Origin of the sequence: Bradyrhizobium sp. SUTN9-2, assembly GCF_003122645.1 — a bacterium.
Taxonomy (GTDB): Bacteria; Pseudomonadota; Alphaproteobacteria; order Rhizobiales; family Xanthobacteraceae; genus Bradyrhizobium; species Bradyrhizobium yuanmingense.
Window position 1 is genome coordinate 3,205,749 of record NZ_LAXE01000001.1, and the last position, 20,482, is coordinate 3,226,230.

A 20,482-nucleotide genomic window follows, 5' to 3' on the forward strand; every position below is an offset into this window, starting at 1 on the left:
CGGGAGAGGTTGGCTTCGCGAAGCGAAGCCGGGTGAGGGGCCTCTCTCCGTACGGCATGCGCTGAGAGATACCCCTCACCCGATTGAGTCTGTATCTGCCTGCGGTGCTGCCCTCTCCCGCAAGGGGAGAGGGCGCAGTAATGCGCATCGCAAGATGCATCGACCTCCGTCCGATAAGTCTCTACAACAATCCGCATGCTCGGACGCATCTTCACGGTCGGTGGTTACACGCTGCTGTCGCGGCTGACGGGGTTTGCCCGCGACATCATGCTCGCGGCAATCCTCGGCGCCGGTCCGGTGGCGGATGCCTTTTTCGTGGCGCTGCGGCTGCCCAACCATTTCCGCGCGATCTTCGCCGAGGGCGCCTTCAATGCCGCCTGGGTGCCGGCCTATGCGCATGTCCATGGCGAGAAGGGGGAGGCGGCGGCAAAGCTATTCGCCGACCGCATCTTCACGCTGCTCCTGGCCTCGCAGGTGGTGCTGCTGATCGCCGCCTGGCTGTTCATGCCGCAGGCCATGAGCATCCTGGCGCCAGGCTTTGGTGAGGATGCCGAGCAGCGCAAGCTCGCGATCGAGTTGACCCGCATCACCTTTCCCTATCTGCTCTTGATCACGCTGGTGACGCTCTATGGCGGCATGCTCAACGTGATGCAGCGCTTTGCCAGCGCCGCGGCCGCTTCGATCTTCCTCAACGTCGCGATGATGATGACGCTGGCGGTTGCCGTCTGGTTTCCGACCGCAGGCCATGCCGCGGCCTGGGGCGTGCTGATCTCCGGCTTCCTGCAATATTTCCTGCTCGCGGGCGATCTCGCCCGCCATGGCGGCCTGCCGCGCTTTGCGCCCTTGAAGCTTGATGAGGACGTTCGCGGCTTCTTCAAAGCGCTCGGACCTGCGACGCTGGGCTCGATGGGCACGCAGCTCGCGCTGTTCGCCGACACCATCATTGCGACGTTCCTGCCCGCCGGGGCGCTGTCGGCGCTCTATTATGCCGACCGGCTCAACCAGCTGCCGATCGGCGTCATCGGCATCGCTATCGGCACGGTGCTGCTGCCGGAGATGTCGCGGCGGATCACCGCAAACGACCACGACGGTGCGCTGAGCGCGCAGCGCCGTGCCTTCGATTTCACGCTGCTATTCTCGATCCCGTTCGTCGCGGCCTTCCTCACCGTGCCCGATGCGATCATGCGCGCACTGTTCGCCCGCGGTGCGTTCTCCAAGGCCGATGCCGCCGCCGCCGGTGCGACGCTCGCGGCCTATGCCATCGGCCTCATCCCGTTCGTGCTGATCCGCAGTGCGGTCGCGACCTTCTATGCCCGCAAGGACACCGCAACGCCGGTCCGGGCGTCACTGACGGGCATCGCGGTCAATGTCGCGCTGAAGATTGCCTTGATGGGATCGCTCGCCCAGATCGGTCTCGCGCTGGCCACCGCCATCGGCGTCTGGACCAATCTCTTGCTGGTGCTGTTCTTCGCTGTGCGGCGCGGCTTTCTCGTGCTCGACCGCGCCTGGCTGCTGTCGCTCGCCAAGTTCTTGCTAAGCGGCCTCATCCTCGCCGCCGCGTTCTGGCTGATTGCACGTTTCAGCGGCCCCTGGCTGGGCGCGATGCACTTCCGGGATGAGTTGATGCTGGTCCTGCTCGCCGTCGGCGGCACGATCGTCTACGCGCTCGCGATCCTCGTGCTGTTCGGCCGCAAGTGGCTGGTCTCGCTGCTGCGTGGCTAGAGAGCACGGCATTCGCCTCCAGGCTGCAGCCAACATCGGCACATCTCTTGATTTTGCGCGATTGCGGTGGTAGGAGTCGCTCATGATCAAGTGCTCGCGCAAAGTCTCCCGCAACCACATCACCCGCTTCGGCTGGGCGGTGGGAGGAGTCGTGCGCTAGGATTTCGACGACATTTTTTCCACCAGGCCCCGCCGGCATCGGACGGGGCCTTTTCATTGGCCACGCTCCCTGCCGGCTCAACAGGAGGAGCGTCCGATGCCACCACAACTGACGAAGATCTCATCCGAGGCCGAGCACGACGCCGCGGTGCTTCGCCTCGACCGATCCATTGCGCTGGCGAAGGACGCCATGGACGAGGTCTTGGCGGCAGCGGCTCGCCTCAATGTGTCCGTTGCAACGCCGGGCCATGCCTTGTCGGGGAGAGAAGCTGCCGCAGCCGCGCCGGCGCAAAGCCTCCCGGGCCTGCTCAAGCGATATTGGTTTGCTTTTGCGAAGTGGCGTCTGCACCCGCGGGTCAGTTTGCTGGATCTGAGCGACAGGGAGCTGATGGACATCGGCCTGACGCGCGCCGAGATCAACTATCTCGCACCTGGGCGGGCGATCGATGCGCTCAGAGATAGTACGAGGTATCTGTTGAGCCGCGGGATGTGAGTAATCGACGATCCTCACGCTGGCATATGACCTGACGCGCGCGGCTTGAACTCGGCAAGGTCTGGCTCCATCCAGCCGTGCCGCGCCTCTCTCGAGAACAGCGCTTCGCGGCTCCAGAAACGTAAGAGTACGTCCTTTTCGGTTGCCGGGGACGCCAGCACCGCGTTGCAGGCGGCGACAATATCGTGTTGGCCGACCTCCGCGAGAATTCCTTCGATGATCATCAAGAAGGCCATCGTCATCGTGTGGTGATAGCCACGCACATCGTCGTTCACGCCGCCAGCGGCAACATTGTAGGCGCGGATCATCTCGGGGAGTTCGACCCGCCAGTCCCGAGCCGGATCAGTGGCGAGCAAGTAGCTCGTCACGATCAGATGTTCACGATGGCTGAAACGTGCCCCCGGAAGTGTACGCGCGAGGAAGCCCTCGCTCAGTTCGGCGACCTCTGCAGCATCCGTGCAGCAAATTCTGTTGCTCATGGCGGCGTCCTATGTTACCTTGGTACCAAGGTAACATTCTAGAACGGAAAAGGCAAATTGGGATCGGTCAACTCGGCCGCCCAAGCTCTGCCTGTGTGACAACAATCGTTCCGCGATCAGAGCGTCGACCCCGCAGGCGTCCGAACGAATCCAAGATTCACCTGGTCTCTGAGGACGTGAGTTGCAGGGCTGGAGACCGATGCCCGAGCAAGTCCGGCAATGGCATGATGCGACTAAACCCCCGCCTTCCGATCGAGGTCACACATTATGAACTCAGAAGCTCACAAACATTCAGTCCAACGCGTACAGACGGGAGTTCGGATCGAGAAGCGCATTCTCAAGGTCGCGAAGGGCCTCGCCGAATACCTGGATATGAGCCTCGGTGATTTGCTGGAGGGCGTTCTCCTGCATTCGTTCGAAGGCAAGACTCCGTTCGAGCCTGCGACGCTGCAACGCATTTCGACGCTGAAAGATTTGTACGGGCTGACGCTCACGGCCTCCGATGCTCATCAGCTATTTGAAGCTCGGGGTGAGCACGAGAACAGCTAAGTGGGAGCGCTTGGCTCTCGCCGTCAACGTCACACGATCACGCTGGGACCTTGCCGAGCATTCCCGTGAGGCACGCGTGGCGCGATTGAACCTGCGACCCCTGCGCCCGCCTAAACCCGTTTGCCTTGCCAGTTTTTCCACGGCAATATGCCCACAAAACAACCATGAGAACGGGAAGATAAAATGGCGGCTCCCATCAAGTTCGGCGTTGGCCAAAGCGTGCTGCGCAAGGAGGATGACGCGCTCATCCGCGGCAAGGGCCGCTATACCGACGATTACGCGCCGCAGGCCGCGCTCCGCTGCCTGGTGCTGCGCTCGCCGCATGCGCATGCCAAATACAGCATCGATGCGAGCCGCGCGCGCGGCCTGCCGGGCGTTGCGCTGATCCTGACGGCCGACGACGTCGGGGATCTCGGCAATCTGCCCTGCCTGTTCAACCTCGAGACCGATCCCTTCACCGGCCCGCCTTACCCGATCCTGGCCAAGGACGAGGTGCGCCACGTCGGCGATGCCGTCGCCTTCGTGGTCGCCGAGACCATCGACCAGGCTCGCGATGCGATCGAGGCGATCGAGGTCCAATGGTCGCCGCTGCCCGCGGTGACTGGCGTCGTCAACGCCGTGAAGAAGGGCGCAGCCTTGGTCTGGCCCGACAAGCCGGGCAACGTGCTGTTCGACGTCTCGATCGGCGACAAAGCGGCGACGGAAGCTGCCTTCGCGAAAGCACATGCGGTCGCCGAGATCTCCATCGTCAATCCGCGCGTGGTTGCAAGCTTCTTGGAGACCCGCGCGGCGGTCTGCGAATACGATTCCAAGCGCGACCATCTGACGCTGACGGTCGGCAGCCAGGGCAGCCACCGCCTGCGCGACATCCTCTGCCAGAACGTGCTCAACATCCCCACCGACAAGATGCGGGTGATCTGCCCGGACGTCGGCGGCGGGTTCGGCACAAAACTGTTTCCGTATCGGGAATATGCCCTGATGGCCGTCGCTGCGCGCAAACTGAAGAAGGCGGTGAAGTGGGCGGCCGACCGCTCCGAGCATTTCATGGGCGATGCGCAGGGCCGCGACAACGTCACCACTGCCAAGATGGCGCTGGCTGAAGACGGCAAGTTCCTCGCGATGGATTGCGACCTCATGGGCGACATGGGCGCGTATCTGTCGACCTTCGGGCCCTACATCCCGCATGGCGGCGCCGGCATGCTGCCCGGCCTCTACGACATCCAGGCCTTCCATTGCCGGGTGCGCACGATCTTCACCCACAGCGTGCCGGTCGACGCCTATCGCGGCGCGGGCCGGCCCGAAGCCGCCTATGTCATCGAGCGCCTCGTCGATGCCTGCGCGCGAAAGCTCGACATGACGCCGGATGCCATCCGCCGCAAGAATTTCATCCCTCCGAAGGCGCTGCCCTACAAGACTGCGACCGGCAAGGTCTACGATTCCGGCGACTTCGCCGCGCACCTGAAGCGCGCGATGGAGATCGCGGAATGGAAGGAATTCCCCAAGCGCGCCAAGGCGGCCAAGAAGGGCGGCCTGATCCGCGGCATCGGGCTTGCGAGCTATGTCGAGATTTGCGGCGTGATGGGTGAAGAGACGGCCAACGTCCGCCTCGATGCCAATGGCGACGTCACCGTGCTGATCGGCACGCAATCGAGCGGGCAGGGCCATCAGACCGCCTATGCGCAGATCGTCGCCGAACAGTTCGGCGTGGCGCCCGAGCGCGTGCATGTTCGCCAGGGCGACACAGACGAGATCGCGACCGGCCTCGGCACCGGCGGCTCGGCCTCGATCCCCTCCGGCGGCGTCAGCGTCGAGCGCGCCACGCGCGAGCTCGGTTCGAGGCTGAAGGAGATCGCGGCACAGGCGCTGGAAGCCAGCGCGGGCGACCTCGAAATCTCCGAAGGCGTGGTGCGGATCGCCGGCACCGACCGCTCGATCTCGTTTGCCGACCTGGCCAAGCGGCCCGGCGTCGATCCATCGAAGCTGAACGGTAGCGCGACCTTTGCCAGCGCCGACGGCACTTATCCCAACGGCACCCATGTTGCGGAGGTCGAGATCGATCCGGCGACCGGCATCATCAAAATCGTCAACTACGTGATCGTCGACGATTTCGGCAAGACGCTCAATCCGCTGCTCTTGGCCGGCCAGGTGCATGGCGGCGCCATGCAGGGCATCGGCCAGGCCTTGATGGAGCAGGTGGTGTATGGACCGACCGACGGCCAGCTCATCACCGCGACCTTCATGGACTATGCGCTGCCGCGCGCGGCGGACGGGCCGGCCTTCGTGTTCGAGACCCACAACGTGCCCTGCAAGACCAATCCGATGGGCGTGAAGGGGGCCGGCGAGGCCGGTGCGATCGGCTCCTGTCCGGCCGTGGTCAACGCCATCGTCGATGCGCTCTGGCGCGAGTACAAGATCGACCACATCGACATGCCGGCAACGCCCGAGCGGGTGTGGGTTGCGATCAGCGAGCATCACCGCCGTCACAGCTTGTGAAGCCGCGCTCCCCCGCGCGCACGGGAATAAACGCGCCGCGCGGGGTTCTACCTATGATGGGTCCCGGCTTCACCAGAAGCCGGTGACAGTCTCATTCCCCGAACGTCTCGAGAGCCGGAGAAACGAACCAATGAAACGGACGATGATTGTCGCGGGCGCCCTCGTGCTGGGCGCGGGCGCCGTCATGGCGCAACAGGAGATTGCCGTCCAGCAGGACAATCTGATGCGAGCGATCGCCAAGAATCAGTATGGCGTGCTTCAGAAGATGAGCAAGGGCGATATTCCCTTCGACAAGAAGGCTGCCGATGAGGCCATCGCCAGCATCGAGGCCGATGTTGCCAAGATCGCCAAGACCTTCGAGATCAATCCCAAGCAGGATGTCGTCAACGCGACCTACGGCTCGTCGCCGAAGGTCTGGCAGAACAAGGCCGATTTCGATGCCAAGATCCCGCCGGTGCAGAAGGCGATCGCCGACGTCAAAGGCAAGATCACTAATGTCGCGGGCCTGAAGGCGGCCTACACGGCGATCAACGACCGCTGCAATGATTGTCACGAAACCTATCGCGTGAAATTGAAATAGCGGGGCGCAGTTAACGGGCTACCAAGGACTTCGGAAAGGGCGGTTGCGAAAGCAACCGCCTTTTTCTTGACCGCGGCCCGCAGGAACTTCCGTCCGCAAGGCCTGACGGATTGCCGCGAGAGCGGCTATCCTTGCGCCAACGGCCGTGCGCTCACACGAGTCTCCTCCCGGCATCCTCACGTCGGGATTCCCAGCGCGCGGCGAGCACCTCGATCAACAGCGAGACAGGCCATGGCAAAACCGTTCCCCTCCAAGACCCATATCGGCAATCATATGCTGCATCCGGAAACCCTGATGCTGACCTATGGCTATGATCCGCAATTGTCCGAGGGCGCCATCAAGCCGCCGGTGTTCCTGACCTCCACCTTCGTGTTCAAGACCGCCGAGGATGGCCAGGACTTCTTCGACTACGTCGCCGGACGGCGCGAGCCGCCGGAAGGCATGGGCGCGGGCCTGGTCTATTCGCGCTTCAATCATCCCAACAGCGAGATCGTCGAGGATCGGCTCGCGATCTACGAGCGCACGGAGAGTTGCGCGCTGTTCTCGTCCGGCATGGCAGCGATCGCAACCACGATTCTGGCCTTTGTTCGCCCGGGCGATGTCATCCTGCACTCGCAGCCGCTCTATGGCGGGACGGAGACGCTGCTGACGAACACGCTCGCGCGCCTGTCGATCGGCGCCGTCGGCTTTGCCGACGGCATCGACGAGACGGCGGTCAAGCAGGCCTCGGAGGAGGCCATGGGCAAGGGGCGGGTTTCGATGATCCTGATCGAGACGCCGGCCAATCCGACCAACGGCCTCGTCGACATCGCAATGATCCGCCGCATCGCCGATTCCATCGGCAAGGCCCAGGGACATACGCCGGTCATCGCCTGCGACAACACGCTGCTCGGGCCGGTGTTTCAGCGGCCGATCGAGCACGGCGCGGATCTGTCGCTGTATTCGCTGACAAAGTATGTCGGCGGTCATTCCGACCTGATCGCGGGCGCCGCGCTCGGATCGAAGGCGATCATGAAAGGCATCAAGGCGCTGCGCGGCGCCATCGGCACCCAGCTCGATCCGCATTCGTGCTGGATGATCAACCGCTCGCTCGAGACGCTCAGCCTGCGGATGGAGAAGGCCGATGCGAATGCGCGGCTCGTGGCAGACTTCCTGCGCGACCATCCGAAGGTCGCCAGGGTGCACTACCTCGGTCACCACGAGCAGGGCTCGCTGTCCGGCCGTGTGTTCGCGCGGCAATGCCTGGGCGCGGGCTCGACGTTCTCGTTCGACATCGTCGGCGGCAAGGAGGCGGCGGTGAAATTCCTCAACGCGCTGCAGATCCTCAAGCTGGCGGTGAGCCTTGGCGGCACGGAATCGCTCGCAAGCCTGCCGGCGACGATGACCCATTCCGGCGTTCCCGCCGACATCCGCCAAAAGATCGGCGTGCTCGATTCCACGATCCGGCTGTCGATCGGCATCGAGAACCCGTCGGACCTGATCGCCGACCTCGCGCAGGCGCTGAACGCGGCTTGAGCACGGTCAGAGTCGTAGCGTCGTAGCCCGGATGGGGCGCAGCGAAATCCGGGGACCTGTCCGCAACGCGCAGGGCTCCCGGATTGCACCAACGGGCGGCGCTTCGCGCCGACCGTTGGCTCCATCCGGGCTACGAAGTTGCTTGGAATCGAAAAGGCCGGACGCTCCCTCCTTGCGTCCGGCCTTTCCGCGACGAAGCCCGCGTTTTCGCTTTACTTCGTCACCTGACCGCGGATCTCGCCGGCCGGGTTCGCCGCGGTATGGATGTTGATGTAGTACTTGCCGCCGAGCAGATCGGCGGCCTGCGCGTCGGTGAGCGTGGCTTCGCCCTTGACCGGGCTCGAGGCTGCATTCGGGATCGGGACCGCGACGCCGGCGTTCTTGCCGGCTTCGGCAGGCCCGTGGAAATGCGCGGCGGTGGCGGGGCCCGAGAGGCCGGAATAGGTGACGGTCCAGGACAGCTTCTTGCTGGCAGCGTCGTAGTCCAGATCGGCCGTTCCGGTCGCGCTGCTGGTGTTGGCGGGGACTTCGGATTTGCCGTCCAGCGTCGCCTTCAGTTTCTCCGCGCTGGCCGGGGCGGCGAATGCAACGGCGGCTCCGAATACCAGTGTGGCAAAAACGGCTTTGGTCATGGCTTTCTCCTGTTGACGCCTGATTGCTTTTCAAACAGTGCGTCATGCGGTTTATTCCGGCATTACATCCGGGCCGTCTAAAATATTCGTGGTTGGATCGAGCGCGGCATGACCCTTAAGTTCGCGCGTTCACGATGGAATGATCGAATGTTGCGACGAACGCTCCTTGCCGCCCTGATCGCCGCCGCCGCGGCGTTCGCACTCTATTGGTGGTTGACCGCCCCGGCCGTGCTGGCCTTGCCGGCGCCGACACGCAACGCCGATCTCGCCAACGGGCAGGAGCTGTTCAACGCCGGCGGCTGCTCGTCCTGTCATGCCACCCCCAATCAGCCCGATCGCCTGCGGCTCGGCGGCGGGCTGGCGCTGGGCTCGCCGTTCGGGACGTTCTACGTCCCCAATATTTCCCCCGATCCCGCCTACGGGATCGGCCGCTGGAGCGAGGCCGATTTCGTCAACGCCGTGATGCGCGGCATCTCGCCCACGGGCACGCACTATTTCCCCGCCTTTCCCTACACGTCCTATCATCTGGCCAGTGTCGACGACGTCCGCGATCTCTTTGCCTATCTGAAGACGCTTCCGCCGGTGTCCGGCACAGTGGGCGACCACGCGCTGCCGTTTCCGTTCAACATCCGCCGCAATGTCGGCATCTGGAAGCTGCTGTTCATGGACACCGCGCCGTTCGTCGCGGACGCCGCGCGCTCGCCGCAATGGAATCGCGGAGCCTATCTCGTGAACGCTTTCGGCCATTGCGCCGAATGCCACAGCCCGCGCAATGCGCTCGGCGGCATCATCGCCAGCCAGCGCTTTGCCGGTGGGCCCAATCCCGAAGGGGAGGGCTGGGTGCCCAACATCACGCAGCAGGGCATCGGCAACTGGAGCGAGAAGGATATCGCGGATTTTCTCGAGACCGGCGACCTGCCCGAGGGCGACAGCGCTTCGGGCGCGATGCGGGCGGTGATCAAGAATCTGGCGCAACTTACCGCGGAAGACCGCGCCGCGATGGCCGCCTATCTGAAGTCGCTGCCGCCGGTGCAGGGACCGACACCGCCCAAGCGCAAGGAGGGCGGCTAGCGCTGCCGGCGCTTCGGCCGTTGTTTTGCGCGTGATCTAAAGCGCGATGAGATTGGGATGAATCATCATCGCGCTTTAGGTTGTTGTTTACGCATGATCTTTCCGGAAAACCGCTTCGCACTTTTCCGGATCATGCTTTAGCCGGTGCCGAACGCCTTGAAGGTGATGATGGTGAGAGTGTCCTGGATGCCCGGCAGCACCTGCACCTTCTCATTCACGAAGTGGCCGATGTCGGTATCCTTGTCGACGTAGAACTTCACCAGGAGGTCGTATTGGCCGGCCGTGGAGTAGATCTCGGAGGCGATCTCGGCTTCGGCAAGCGCATTGGCCACCGTATAGGACTGGCCGAGCTTGCACTTGATCTGAACGAAAAAAGGAACCATCGCGGGCACTCCGAAAGCGTATTCTTCCGGCTAATAGGCCAAAACCGGCTGGATTTAGCAAGCGAACTTGCTGGATCATCCGAGGTGCATTCGGGCGCGATGCTAGGATGGGACCACTGCGGCGGCCAATGCATCCCTCAGGCGCTGGGCGAGCTCGACCTTGCGGTAGGGCTTGGTCAGCACGACCGCTCGCGCCTGCGCGCGGCCCTGCTCGACCAAGGTCTCCAGCGCGTAGCCCGAGGTGAACAGGACCGGCAGGCCGGGACGCACCCGCCGCGCCTGATCGGCGAGCTCCCAGCCGCTCATGCCGCCCGGCATCACGATATCGGTGAACAGCAAGTCGATGCCGGGATCGCCCTGCAGCTGCTGCAAGGCATCCTTGCCGTTGACCGCGGCGACGACGCGATATCCGAGCGCTTCCACCCTGCGAATGACGGAGGAGCGGACGAACGGATCGTCCTCGACGATCAGGACCGTCTCGTAGCCTCGCGGCGCCGTGTCCTCGCCGTCGGGAAGATCGGCTTGCGACCTACCGGTGCTCGCGCGCGGCAGGTAGATCCTGGCCGTGGTCCCAAGGCCAGCCTCGCTGTAGATCGAGACGTGGCCGCCTGATTGCTTGGCAAAGCCGTAGACCATGCTGAGGCCGAGGCCCGAGCCCTTGCCGACCTCCTTGGTGGTGAAGAACGGCTCGAACGCGCGTGCGGCGACCTCGGGCGTCATGCCTTCGCCGTCATCGGTAACCACGATCAGGGCGTAGCTGCCGGGTGCGACCTCCCGGTGAACGGCACCGTCATCATCCTCGATCGTGACCAGCTCCGTGGCCAGCGTGAGGTGGCCTCCCGATGGCATGGCATCCTGCGCGTTGAGCGCGAGATTGAGCACGGCGGATTCGAGCTGGGCGCGGTCGGCAAAGGCCAGGATCGTGCCGGGCCCGGAGGTCGTCCTGATCTCGATGTCTTCGCGCAAGGTGCGCTTGAGCAGCTTAAACATGGAATCGAGCAGGCTCCGGCAATCGATCGTCTGAGGCCGCAGCAATTGGCGGCGGCTGAAGGCGAGCAGGCGCTGCGTCAGCTCGGCACCCCGTTCGCCCGATTGGCAGATGTCGTCGGCAAAGCGCCCGAGGTCGGGCCTCGCCTTTAGCTGCTCGCTCAGGTGCTCGGCATTGCCGATGATGACGGTCAGCAGATTGTTGAAGTCGTGCGCGATGCCGCCGGAGAGCTGACCGACCGTCTCCATCTTCTGCGCCTGCTGAAGCTGCTGCTCGGTCAGCTTGCGCGCGGTGAGGTCGTGTACGATGCCGACGAAGATCAATTCGCCGTCCTGCCGCGCCTGGCCGACCGACAGCTCCATCGGAAACGTCGTGCCGTCCTTGCGCAGGCCGACGGCCTCGCCGCTGGTCGCGAAATGCCGCACCTGGCGCTCGGATCCTGCATCCGCCTCGGGCATCAGCATGCCGACGTTGCGGTTCATCACCTCGTCGGCACGGTAGCCGAACAAGCGCTCGCAGGCCGGATTGAACAGCAGGATGCGGTCCTGCGCATCGAGCAGGATGACGCCGTCGACCGCGGTCTCGACGATCGCGGTGAGGCGCGCCACGCTCTCGCGCATCGCGCGCTGGGCGTCGCGGACCTGCTGCAGCAGCAGCGTGGCGTCGCGGCTCTTGATTTCCTCCTCCTCGAGCGCGGCCTGGACCTGTCGCAGCTCGAACGGCGAGGGGATCGTGAGGATCTTCGGCAGCAGCGGCCAGAGCGCGGCGGCGGTGAAGACCGACGCGACCGCCGTGGCGGCCTTGAGCATGCCCTCGATGCCGTAGATCGGAACCCAGAGCGTATAGATCGACAGCACGTGGGTCAGGCCGCACGCCATGATGAAGATCGCGAACGCCCAGTAGACCCAGCCGAACTTGAGGTCGCGCCGCTTGGTGACGAGGATAGCGAGGGCGAACGGGATCGAGAAATAGGCAGCGGCAATGCTGGCGTCGGAAACGACGTGAAGCCAGATCAGCTGAGGCTCCCACAACAGGCAGATGCCGTGCGGCGACAGCATGGACGAGTCGAGGAGACGTTCGAAGAAGGCCCACATCGTTCCACCCCAAGGAGTCTTGTTCAGGTGGCTTGCGGGGCCGGCGGCCCGCAACATGGGGGCGCTGGACGGTTCCACCACCTGACGTCTCGCGTAACCGGCGAAGCACGCTAAGGTACGCGACTATACCAAGGGTCCGGCGCGGTTGCATTTTCAAGTCCGCACCATTGCGGGTCTTGGTCCGCGCGGTGTCCGACTGATTCGCAAGGTGCGCAATCGGTTCGCGAATCACGCCTGGCGGCGGCCCGGCGCGCTTGCTGACGTTCCACGGTCGCGCTACGAGAGGCCATGGCGGCCTCCTCAAGCACATGTCTCCCGCGATGACGACCCCGGTCGCACTCACCATCGCCGGTTCCGATTCGAGCGGCGGCGCCGGCATCCAGGCGGACCTGAAAACCTTTGCCGCGCTCGGCGTCTATGGCGCCTCCGTGATCACGGCGCTGACGGCGCAGAACACGCGCGGCGTGACCGGCATTCACGCGGTGCCGGCCGGGTTCGTCACCGAGCAGATCGACGCGGTGTTCTCCGACCTCGACATCGGTGCGGTGAAGATCGGCATGGTGGCCCAGGCCGCCAGCATCGATGCCATCGCGGCCGCGCTGTCGCGCTGGGCGCCGCGGCATGTCGTGCTCGATCCCGTCATGGTGGCGACCTCCGGCGACCGCCTGCTCGCCGCTGAAGCCGTCGACGCCCTGCGCGCCAGGCTGATGCCGCTGGCTGCCGTGATCACGCCGAACCTGCCGGAGGCTGCGGCCCTGCTCGATGCGCCGGTGGCGGCGAGCGAGGCCGAGATCGAAAGCCAAGGACGCCGCCTGCTGGCGCTGGGCTGCCGCGCCGTCCTGATCAAGGGCGGGCACGGCGAGGGCGCCGAGAGCACCGACTATCTCGTCACTGCCGAGACCGCGATCGCGCTCGCCGCGCCGCGTGTGGCCACCCGCAACACCCATGGCACCGGCTGCTCGCTGTCCTCCGCCATCGCGGCCGGGCTGGCCAGGGGCGAGGACCTCGAGGCCGCCGTGCGCAACGCCAAGGCCTGGATCAGCGCCGCGATCGCCGCCGCCGACCGCTTCAGCGTCGGCCACGGCCACGGGCCGATCCATCATTTCCACAAGTTCTACTGAGGCGGGCACCTGAACGCGCGCCCCATCCTTCGAGACGACCGCTTCCAGCGGTCTCCTCAGGATGAGGCTAAGCAGCACTGTGCCCGTTGAAGCTAGGGCCGCACACTCGGTCCTCATCCTGAGGGCCCGCCAAGGGCGGGCGTCTCGAAGGATGTGCCGCGGGGAGGTTTGCCTCAGAGAAGAGCGGGGGCTTGCGCCCCTGCGGCGCCATGTCGCCTGATTGTCGCATGCGACTGATATTCGCGGGGAGGGCGAGGCAAGGCGTGATTCGTATTTGAAGGTGCCTCAAGGGTTCAATCGGTCATCCCCCTGTCACGGGACATTGTTACAGGCTGGCGCATGGGAAGTTACGATGTGAGTGACGAGAGCCCGGAGCGGCGCTTTCGCACGTTGTTCATCTCCGACGTCCATCTCGGGGCCCGCGGTTCACAAGCCGATCTTCTGCTCGACTTCCTGCGCTACCACGATGCCGATACGATCTATCTCGTCGGCGACATCGTCGACGGCTGGGCGCTGAAATCGAGCTGGCACTGGCCGCAATCGCATAACGACCTCGTCCAGAAGCTTTTGCGCAAGGCGCGCAAGGGCGCCAAGGTCATCTACATTCCCGGCAATCACGACGAGTTCCTGCGCAACTATTACGGTACGCATTTCGGCGGCATCGACGTGGTCGAGAACACGGTTCACACCGGCGCCGACGGCAAGCGCTATCTCGTCATTCACGGCGACATCTTCGATCTCGTGGTGCAGAACGCGCGCTGGCTCGCCCATCTCGGCGACAAGGCCTACGACTTCGCGATCCAGATGAACCGCCTGGTGAACTTCTTCCGCCGCCTGTTCGGCGTGCCCTATTGGTCGCTGTCGCAATGGGCCAAGCAGAAGGTCAAGAACGCCGTCAACTATATCGGCGCCTTCGAGCAGGCGCTCGCCGCCGAGGCGCGGCGTCACCAGGCCGACGGCGTGATCTGCGGCCACATCCACTACGCCGTGATCCGCGACGAGGCCGGCATCCGCTACATGAATTGCGGCGACTGGGTGGAGAGCTGCACCGCCCTGGTCGAGCATGACGACGGCCATTTCGAGATCATCACCTGGGCGGATCAGTTGCGGAAGCCGGAGCAGGTGCCACAGGTCGCAGCCAGAGCTGCATAACAAGGACCTCTTGATGCGCATCCTGGTCGCGACCGACGCCTGGCACCCGCAAGTCAACGGTGTGGTTCGGACGCTGACCAAGCTCTCTGACGCTGCAAAAGCGCTCGGGGTCGAGTTCACGTTCCTGACGCCGCAATCGTTCCGCACCTTCGCGATGCCGAGCTATCGCGACGTGCGCCTCGCCATGCCGCGCCCGGCCCGGATCGCAAGGCTGATCGAGGAGGCGCGTCCCGACAGCATCCACATCGCGACCGAAGGGCCGATCGGCCTGATGGTCCGCCGCTATTGCCGCCAGCGCAAGCTGCCGTTCACGACCAGCTTCCATACCCGCTTTCCCGAATATGTCCGCGCCCGCGTGCCAGTGCCGGGCTCGCTGATCTGGCGGGCGCTGCGGCGCTTCCACAGCGCCAGCCGCGCCGTGATGGCGGCGACGCCGGCGCTCGCGCGCGAACTGACCGAGCGCGGCTTCGACAATGTCGTGCTGTGGCCGCGCGGCGTGGACACCACGTTGTTCCACCCGCGCGTCATCGATCTCTGCCTGCCGGCACCCGTGTTCCTGTCGGTCGGCCGCGTCGCAGTCGAGAAGAATCTCGAGGCGTTCCTCGACCTCGACCTACCCGGCACCAAGGTGGTCGTCGGCGACGGCCCGGCGCGCGCCTCGTTGGAAGAGGTCTACCCCGATGCGATCTTCCTCGGCGAGAAGCACGGCGAGGAACTGGCGGATATTTACGCGGCCGCCGACGTGTTCGTGTTCCCGAGCAAGACCGACACTTTCGGCCTGGTCCTGCTGGAGGCGCTCGCGAGCGGCCTGCCGGTCGCGGCCTTCCCCGTGAAGGGTCCCCGCGACGTGATTGGCGATGCGCCGGTCGGCGCGCTCGATCACGATCTGCGCAATGCCTGCTCCGCCGCGCTCGATATCTCCCGGCAGGACTGCGTCGCGTTCGCCGCCAATTACACCTGGGAGGCCTCTGCAACGGTCTTTATCGACAGCATTTTGGCGGTCGGGGCGGTGCTGCCCGGCCGGACCGGCGCGGAACAGCCGCGTTTCGTGGCTTGAGGCAAGAAATCCTCTCGCGGAGGTGTCTTGCCCGGGCCTGATTGGCCGCGATAGCATTCCGCCATGACCGAACAGGCCCTTCCGGTCGGCCCTGCCGACATCGATGCCGCAGCGCGCGTGATCGCGCCTTACGCCATCCGCACCCCGCTGTTGTCCTTCCCCGTGCTCAACGAGCGCGTCGGTGCGAAAGTGTTCCTGAAGCCGGAGATGCTTCAGCGCACCGGCTCGTTCAAGTTCCGCGGTGCGTTCAACAAGGTGTTCTCGATCCCACAGGACAAGCGCGCCGGCGGCGTCGTCGCGTTCTCCTCCGGCAACCACGCCCAAGGCGTGGCGGCGGCGGCAAAGATCCTCGACATGCAGGCCACCATCGTGATGCCAGCGGACGCCCCGCTGTCGAAGCGCGAGCGCACCAAATCCTACGGCGCCGAGGTCGTGCTGTACGACCGCGACAAGGACGACCGCGAGGCGATCTCGCGCGGCATCGCCGAGAAGCGCGGCGCGACGCTTGTCAAACCCTACGACGATCCGTTCGTGATCGCAGGGCAGGGCACCGCCGGCCGCGAGATCGCCGAGGACATGGCAACGCTCGGCCTCGGCCCCGACATCGTGGTGGCGCCGGCCTCCGGCGGCGGCTTGATCGCGGGTGTCGCGACCGCCGTGAAGGCGCGCTATCCGCAAGCCGAGATCGTGGTCGCCGAGCCCGAGGCCTTCGACGATCACGGCATTTCACTCAGCGCAGGCCATCGCGAGCCGCATCCGCCGGCCGGCCGCACCATCTGCGATGCGCTGATGGCCCTGATGCCGGGCGAGATGACGTTTGCGATCAACAGCAAGCTCTTGGCGCGCGGCGTCACGGCGTCGGACAAGGAAGTCGGCGCGGCGGTCGCCTTTGCCTATCGCGAGCTGAAGCTGGTGGTGGAGCCCGGCGGCGCGGTGGGGCTTGCTGCGCTACTCGCGGGCCGCCTCGATGTCGCCGGCAAGAACGTCGTCATCGTGCTGTCAGGCGGCAATGTCGATGCGGATCTGTTCGCGGAGCTGGTGGCCTGATCGTCATTCCGGGGCTCGCGCAGCGAGAGCTATGATGCGCAATTGCGCATCTGAGAATCCATAACCACGATCGGGAGTATGGATTCCGGGCCTGCGCCTTACGGCGCATCCCGGAATGACCAAGAACAGACATGAAGAAGGGGCAGAGCGTTTCCGCTCTGCCCCTCTGTCGTCTCGCTCGCCGCAATCAGCGCGTGAAGCCGCCGCGACGGTTGCCGCCATTGTTCATGCTCGGCGCTTGGTTCATCGACTGCCGGAAGTTGTTGTTGCTGCTGACCATGCGGCTCGGCATCGTGTTGATCTGCGGGCGGGTGCTCTGCACGCTGGTCTGCACCTGCACCTTATTCACCGGGTTATTGTTGAGCTTGACGATGCCGGTGTTGCCGTTGTTGAGCCGGATCGGGCGGTTCGGAGTCTGCACGTTGGCCGGCTTCGACTCGATGTTCGGGCCACCCTTGCCGACATTCACCGGCATGGTCACGATCTTGCCCGGCTTGATGGTGCCGCCATTCGGCATGGTGCTGGTCGCAGGCAGGGTCACGATCTTGCCGATGCCGACCTTGCCGTTGACCGTGCTGGTCGGCGCAGGCAGCGTGACGATCTTGCTCGGGGTCTGCGGCGGCGTGCCGTTCTGCGGGTTCGGCTGGTTGTTGCCGGCAGGCAGGGTGACGATCTGTCCGCCATTGCCGAGCTTGCCGACGACATTGCCGTCGAGCGGCTTCTGCACGACCGGCAGATTGCCGTTCACCTGCGCGCCATTGCCCTGCTGCATCAGCGGCATGTATTTGGGCTGGCCGAGATTGCCGATCTTGATCGTCGGAGCAATGGTCTGCGGCGCCAGGAACTTGGTCGCCTGCATCAGGGGGATCTGCTTCGGCTGCGTCTGCAGCTTCAGCGCGACCTGCGCATAGGGGCTGTTGCCGTAGCTGTCATAGAAGCTCTTGTAGGCGAGCGGCGAGTTGGCGAGCACCGCCTTGTGCCAGGCCTGCGAGATCAGGATGTTGTTGAGCAGCCAGCGGATGTGGTCGCACAGCGGGTCGTGCGGGTACATCCGGATGAACTCCTGATAGTACTCCGGCCGGCCCTCGGACACGACGTAGTCATAGGCCTGGCGGGTGGAGCGGCTCGGCAGGTTGGAGGCCATCTGCACGACCGGCGCTTTCACCGGCGCGCGGTTGGCGGCAACGGCGGTGTCACCGAAGAAGGTGAAGTCGCTCGTCAATGACGAGCTCTCCCACGGAATCTGCGCGCCGCTGGTGGTCTGGTTGACCTGCAGGCGCACGCGCTTGAACAGCTGCTCGATCGGCACGTTGGGCTCGCGCGCGACGTTCAGGAACGCCTGTGTGTACGGGCTGTGGCCATTGGTGCCGTCGAGCGCCTCGGCACCTGGCGCGGTCGAGTAGCCGACGATCGAGCCGTTCGGAGCATCGACGATGGCAAGGCCACGGCCGGCGTCGTTGATTTCAGGGAAAGGGTTGTTGCGGCAGGCATCGAGGATGACGATGCGCATGCGGCTCGGGATCGTCTCCAGCGTCGACATCACGTCGACGAGGCGCAGCGAATTGTTGACCAGCTCGGTCGGGCTGGAAACCTTGGCGTCGACCGGAACGAGATAGTTCTCGCCGGCGAGCTGCACGCCGTGACCGGCGTAATAGACCATCGCCACCGTGTTCGGACCGCGCGAGGCGACCTTGGCGGAGAAGTCCTGGACGACGCGGAGCATGTCGTTCTGGGTCAAGTCGGTCGCGGCGACCACTTCGAACCCGGCGGAGTTCAGGAACTGCGCCATCGACTGGGCGTCATCGTCGGGATTCGCAAGCTGCGGCGCGTTCTGGTAGTTGGCATTGCCGATCACCAGCGCCACCCGCTGCTCCGGGCCTTGCAGCGCGGTGGGGGCAGGCTGCACGGGGGCGACTTGCGCGGAAACGGGCCCGCAGGCGAAGCCGAACAGGCTTCCCAGCAGGCTCGCCGTCATGAAAAAGGGCTTTAGGCGGAACATGGCGTGCTCCTTTGGCACTCATCTCGATGCGAGATTGGTTGCGCGCAAGCTTGGCCGCGTTCGACCCTTGCGGTCCGTGATCCCTGTCACCATGCTGGCCTCCGTGATCTGAATCACGCTCGGAACCTGTTATGGTTAGTGATCGATTGGGAGGACGTCCGCCACATGCTGAAATCGATCGATCCGATCCTCACCCCCGATTTGCTCTGGCTGCTCGCCGCGATGGGCCATGGCGACGACCTCGTGTTCGTCGACGCCAATCACCCCGCCACCCGGATCGCGCAGAGCACCTCGTCGCAGCGCCTGATCCAATTGCCGGGCATGACGATGGAAACTGCCATCCGGGCCATCATGTCGGTCTATCCGCTCGACGATTTCGATCCCGATCCGGTGCGTGTGATGATGCCGGTCGACGATCCCGACCGCGTGCCCGAGGTGCAGCGCGCCGTGCTCGCGGAGATCGCACGTGCGGCTGGCCGGCCGGTCACGCCCGGCAAGCTCGCGCGTCCCGATTTTTATCGCGCGGCAGCGGCAGGCTTTGGCGTCGTGCAGGTCGGTGACAGCAGGGGCTATGGCTGCTTCCTGATCAGGAAGGGCGTGATCGGTTAGGAATATCATGAAGCATCCATCCTCACTGATCGTGTTCGGCGGCCCTCAGGTACCGGTAAGACGACGATCGCTCGCGAACTCACCGCCAGGCTGGCGGCAACCTATCTTCGTATCGATGCGATCGAGCAGCCATTGCGGGACGCAGGTTTCATCGTCGGCGCAGCCGGCTATGCCGTTGCCAACACGCTCGCCGCCGAAAACCTCAAGCTCGGGCGCATCGTCATCGCGGACTGCGTCAATCCCGTGCTGGCAAGCCGCGCCGGATGGCGGCAGACTGCCTTGCGAACCGGCGCAGGCATCGTCGAGATTGAAGTGATTTGCAGCGAACCGGCGTTACACCGGCAGCGCGTGGAAAACCGGCTGCCTGACATTGACGGTCACAGGGTCCCAACCTGGGATGACGTCGTGAGCCTGACTTACGAGCCGTGGGATCGGGAGCACTTGGTGCTCGATACGGCCGAGAGTTCGCTCGATCAGGTCCTGGACCGCGTTGAAGCGCATGTGCGCGAGAAGATCGGCTAGTCGTCTTACTGGCGTTTGCTGGGACGAAACGCCTCGCACTCGAATTTGAGTGGCCTTCTCGCATCCGCCTGTCTATCGTCGATTCATGTCTCGCCTTCTGTGTCTCTTCGTTGCTGTCGTCCTGTCGCTGCTGCCCGCTGTGGCACCGGCCGAGCCCGTGCAAAAGCGCCCCAAGCCGGTCTGGAAGGGCTACGGCTTCCTGCCGGGCTATCGGCAGCCGCTCAGCAACAGCATCCCGCTCTACAAGCAGAAAGACGCCATGCGCCGCCTGTCGCGCGCCGACCGGCGCCATTGGTACATCGACCCGGTTCCACAATATTATCGCTGGGACGGCGAGTGGCACTATTTCGGTCGCCCCGGATTCAACGGCGGCCGCTACAACGGCGGCAGCTATGGCCCGTGCTGGACGCGCACGCCGATCGGTCCGATCTGGAATTGCGGGTGAGGCGCTGACAGTCAGGGAAAGCTGCGGACGACCTCGATCAAGCCGACGATTGCGGCATTGAACGCATCGAGGTCCTCGGCCGGAATCCAATACTCCAGATGTGAGCGTCCGCCCGCTTCCTGCGCATCGTATTTTTCGATGAAGCTGCGCTTGACTGCAAAACGGGTCACGAAGCCCGATCCGCTCGCCGGGACATTCCAGTCCCGCGCGATCTTGATGGCGTAGTCTTCGGTCAGCACCGGATAGAAGATCGGCTGGTCGGGCAGGCGCGGCGGAAACGCGCCCATGCCGGATTGCTGGATCAACTCCAGCTCTTTTGGACCGACGGGCCGCCAGAGAGTGAGGGTATCTTCGGTGGGGGACATGGGCGTG

At 64.6% G+C, this 20,482-nt stretch carries 20 protein-coding genes; 14 read left to right on the forward strand and 6 right to left on the reverse strand.

Annotated elements, in window-relative coordinates; translation table 11 throughout:
- Positions 1 to 195: 195 nt before the first annotated feature.
- Entirely contained in the window at positions 196 to 1,722 is a 1,527-nt protein-coding gene (gene murJ, locus XF30_RS14650) for a murein biosynthesis integral membrane protein MurJ (RefSeq protein WP_109143139.1), read from the forward strand.
- A 256-nt stretch (positions 1,723 to 1,978) separates the two neighbouring features.
- Complete coding sequence (locus tag XF30_RS14655; RefSeq protein WP_109143140.1) at positions 1,979 to 2,374, forward strand: YjiS-like domain-containing protein; 396 nt, start codon at positions 1,979 to 1,981, stop codon at positions 2,372 to 2,374.
- Between the two features lie 14 nt (positions 2,375 to 2,388).
- On the opposite strand, the gene XF30_RS14660 is transcribed toward XF30_RS14655, so the two are convergent.
- Complete coding sequence (locus XF30_RS14660) at positions 2,389 to 2,853, reverse strand: hypothetical protein (RefSeq protein ID WP_204524510.1); 465 nt, start codon at positions 2,851 to 2,853, stop codon at positions 2,389 to 2,391.
- A 267-nt stretch (positions 2,854 to 3,120) separates the two neighbouring features.
- On the opposite strand from XF30_RS14660, the gene XF30_RS14665 reads away from it, so the two are divergent.
- From XF30_RS14665 to XF30_RS14680, 4 genes are all read left to right on the forward strand, one after another.
- Positions 3,121 to 3,402: a hypothetical protein gene (locus XF30_RS14665; RefSeq protein WP_036015526.1), complete on the forward strand. Its 282-nt coding sequence runs from the start codon at positions 3,121 to 3,123 to the stop codon at positions 3,400 to 3,402.
- A 183-nt stretch (positions 3,403 to 3,585) separates the two neighbouring features.
- Entirely contained in the window at positions 3,586 to 5,895 is a 2,310-nt protein-coding gene (locus tag XF30_RS14670; RefSeq protein ID WP_057028750.1) for a xanthine dehydrogenase family protein molybdopterin-binding subunit, read from the forward strand.
- Positions 5,896 to 6,025: 130 nt separating this feature from the next.
- Positions 6,026 to 6,475, forward strand: coding sequence for a cytochrome c (locus XF30_RS14675; protein WP_109143141.1), 450 nt, complete (start codon positions 6,026 to 6,028; stop codon positions 6,473 to 6,475).
- Positions 6,476 to 6,706: 231 nt separating this feature from the next.
- A complete protein-coding gene (locus XF30_RS14680) occupies positions 6,707 to 7,990 on the forward strand; it encodes a cystathionine gamma-synthase family protein (protein WP_109143142.1) in 1,284 nt (427 codons plus the stop codon).
- A 212-nt stretch (positions 7,991 to 8,202) separates the two neighbouring features.
- Here the strand turns inward: XF30_RS14680 and XF30_RS14685 are convergent, their stop codons facing one another.
- Complete coding sequence (locus XF30_RS14685) at positions 8,203 to 8,622, reverse strand: CHRD domain-containing protein (protein WP_109143143.1); 420 nt, start codon at positions 8,620 to 8,622, stop codon at positions 8,203 to 8,205.
- 147 nt (positions 8,623 to 8,769) lie between these two features.
- Between XF30_RS14685 and XF30_RS14690 the strand changes: the two genes are divergently transcribed.
- Positions 8,770 to 9,693: a c-type cytochrome gene (locus XF30_RS14690; protein WP_109143144.1), complete on the forward strand. Its 924-nt coding sequence runs from the start codon at positions 8,770 to 8,772 to the stop codon at positions 9,691 to 9,693.
- A 137-nt stretch (positions 9,694 to 9,830) separates the two neighbouring features.
- Here XF30_RS14690 and XF30_RS14695 read toward each other — a convergent pair whose 3' ends face one another.
- The gene (locus tag XF30_RS14695) at positions 9,831 to 10,076 is read right to left on the reverse strand and encodes an Lrp/AsnC ligand binding domain-containing protein (protein ID WP_018642903.1); all 246 of its coding nucleotides are present in this window, start codon (positions 10,074 to 10,076) and stop codon (positions 9,831 to 9,833) included.
- Positions 10,077 to 10,178: 102 nt separating this feature from the next.
- Positions 10,179 to 12,158: a PAS domain S-box protein gene (locus tag XF30_RS14700; RefSeq protein ID WP_109143145.1), complete on the reverse strand. Its 1,980-nt coding sequence runs from the start codon at positions 12,156 to 12,158 to the stop codon at positions 10,179 to 10,181.
- Between the two features lie 320 nt (positions 12,159 to 12,478).
- On the opposite strand from XF30_RS14700, the gene thiD reads away from it, so the two are divergent.
- The 4 genes from thiD (at position 12,479) to XF30_RS14720 (ending at position 16,535) form a co-directional block, all read left to right on the forward strand.
- Positions 12,479 to 13,279: a bifunctional hydroxymethylpyrimidine kinase/phosphomethylpyrimidine kinase gene (gene thiD / locus XF30_RS14705; protein ID WP_109143146.1), complete on the forward strand. Its 801-nt coding sequence runs from the start codon at positions 12,479 to 12,481 to the stop codon at positions 13,277 to 13,279.
- A 339-nt stretch (positions 13,280 to 13,618) separates the two neighbouring features.
- A complete protein-coding gene (locus tag XF30_RS14710) occupies positions 13,619 to 14,431 on the forward strand; it encodes a UDP-2,3-diacylglucosamine diphosphatase (protein ID WP_109143147.1) in 813 nt (270 codons plus the stop codon).
- 13 nt (positions 14,432 to 14,444) lie between these two features.
- Positions 14,445 to 15,488: a glycosyltransferase family 4 protein gene (locus XF30_RS14715; RefSeq protein WP_109143148.1), complete on the forward strand. Its 1,044-nt coding sequence runs from the start codon at positions 14,445 to 14,447 to the stop codon at positions 15,486 to 15,488.
- A gap of 63 nt (positions 15,489 to 15,551) precedes the next feature.
- Positions 15,552 to 16,535 carry a threonine/serine dehydratase family protein gene (locus tag XF30_RS14720; protein ID WP_109143149.1) on the forward strand — a complete coding sequence of 328 codons (984 nt, stop codon included), beginning with the start codon at positions 15,552 to 15,554 and terminating at the stop codon, positions 16,533 to 16,535.
- Between the two features lie 187 nt (positions 16,536 to 16,722).
- Here XF30_RS14720 and XF30_RS14725 read toward each other — a convergent pair whose 3' ends face one another.
- Entirely contained in the window at positions 16,723 to 18,534 is a 1,812-nt protein-coding gene (locus XF30_RS14725; RefSeq protein WP_192893142.1) for a caspase family protein, read from the reverse strand.
- A gap of 165 nt (positions 18,535 to 18,699) precedes the next feature.
- Between XF30_RS14725 and XF30_RS14730 the strand changes: the two genes are divergently transcribed.
- The 3 genes from XF30_RS14730 (at position 18,700) to XF30_RS14740 (ending at position 20,110) form a co-directional block, all read left to right on the forward strand.
- Entirely contained in the window at positions 18,700 to 19,143 is a 444-nt protein-coding gene (locus tag XF30_RS14730) for an RbsD/FucU family protein (protein WP_036015548.1), read from the forward strand.
- A 90-nt stretch (positions 19,144 to 19,233) separates the two neighbouring features.
- On the forward strand, positions 19,234 to 19,665 hold the full coding sequence (locus XF30_RS14735) for a P-loop nucleotide/nucleoside kinase family protein (RefSeq protein WP_244609099.1): 432 nt from the start codon (positions 19,234 to 19,236) through the stop codon (positions 19,663 to 19,665).
- A gap of 85 nt (positions 19,666 to 19,750) precedes the next feature.
- Positions 19,751 to 20,110: a hypothetical protein gene (locus tag XF30_RS14740; RefSeq protein ID WP_036015565.1), complete on the forward strand. Its 360-nt coding sequence runs from the start codon at positions 19,751 to 19,753 to the stop codon at positions 20,108 to 20,110.
- 11 nt (positions 20,111 to 20,121) lie between these two features.
- Here the strand turns inward: XF30_RS14740 and XF30_RS14745 are convergent, their stop codons facing one another.
- The gene (locus tag XF30_RS14745) at positions 20,122 to 20,475 is read right to left on the reverse strand and encodes an ADP-ribosylation/crystallin J1 (RefSeq protein ID WP_109145717.1); all 354 of its coding nucleotides are present in this window, start codon (positions 20,473 to 20,475) and stop codon (positions 20,122 to 20,124) included.
- Between the last annotated feature and the right edge of the window lie 7 nt (positions 20,476 to 20,482).

Bases quoted from the DNA above. Each gene is read 5' to 3' on its own strand.
- murJ (WP_109143139.1), top strand. From the start codon at position 196: ATGCTCGGACGCATCTTCACGGTCGGTGGTTACACGCTGCTGTCGCGG.
- XF30_RS14655 (WP_109143140.1), top strand. From the start codon at position 1,979: ATGCCACCACAACTGACGAAGATCTCATCCGAGGCCGAGCACGACGCC.
- XF30_RS14660 (WP_204524510.1), bottom strand. From the start codon at position 2,853: ATGAGCAACAGAATTTGCTGCACGGATGCTGCAGAGGTCGCCGAACTG.
- XF30_RS14665 (WP_036015526.1), top strand. From the start codon at position 3,121: ATGAACTCAGAAGCTCACAAACATTCAGTCCAACGCGTACAGACGGGA.
- XF30_RS14670 (WP_057028750.1), top strand. From the start codon at position 3,586: ATGGCGGCTCCCATCAAGTTCGGCGTTGGCCAAAGCGTGCTGCGCAAG.
- XF30_RS14675 (WP_109143141.1), top strand. From the start codon at position 6,026: ATGAAACGGACGATGATTGTCGCGGGCGCCCTCGTGCTGGGCGCGGGC.
- XF30_RS14680 (WP_109143142.1), top strand. From the start codon at position 6,707: ATGGCAAAACCGTTCCCCTCCAAGACCCATATCGGCAATCATATGCTG.
- XF30_RS14685 (WP_109143143.1), bottom strand. From the start codon at position 8,622: ATGACCAAAGCCGTTTTTGCCACACTGGTATTCGGAGCCGCCGTTGCA.
- XF30_RS14690 (WP_109143144.1), top strand. From the start codon at position 8,770: ATGTTGCGACGAACGCTCCTTGCCGCCCTGATCGCCGCCGCCGCGGCG.
- XF30_RS14695 (WP_018642903.1), bottom strand. From the start codon at position 10,076: ATGGTTCCTTTTTTCGTTCAGATCAAGTGCAAGCTCGGCCAGTCCTAT.
- XF30_RS14700 (WP_109143145.1), bottom strand. From the start codon at position 12,158: ATGTGGGCCTTCTTCGAACGTCTCCTCGACTCGTCCATGCTGTCGCCG.
- thiD (WP_109143146.1), top strand. From the start codon at position 12,479: ATGACGACCCCGGTCGCACTCACCATCGCCGGTTCCGATTCGAGCGGC.
- XF30_RS14710 (WP_109143147.1), top strand. From the start codon at position 13,619: ATGGGAAGTTACGATGTGAGTGACGAGAGCCCGGAGCGGCGCTTTCGC.
- XF30_RS14715 (WP_109143148.1), top strand. From the start codon at position 14,445: ATGCGCATCCTGGTCGCGACCGACGCCTGGCACCCGCAAGTCAACGGT.
- XF30_RS14720 (WP_109143149.1), top strand. From the start codon at position 15,552: ATGACCGAACAGGCCCTTCCGGTCGGCCCTGCCGACATCGATGCCGCA.
- XF30_RS14725 (WP_192893142.1), bottom strand. From the start codon at position 18,534: ATGTTCCGCCTAAAGCCCTTTTTCATGACGGCGAGCCTGCTGGGAAGC.
- XF30_RS14730 (WP_036015548.1), top strand. From the start codon at position 18,700: ATGCTGAAATCGATCGATCCGATCCTCACCCCCGATTTGCTCTGGCTG.
- XF30_RS14740 (WP_036015565.1), top strand. From the start codon at position 19,751: ATGTCTCGCCTTCTGTGTCTCTTCGTTGCTGTCGTCCTGTCGCTGCTG.
- XF30_RS14745 (WP_109145717.1), bottom strand. From the start codon at position 20,475: ATGTCCCCCACCGAAGATACCCTCACTCTCTGGCGGCCCGTCGGTCCA.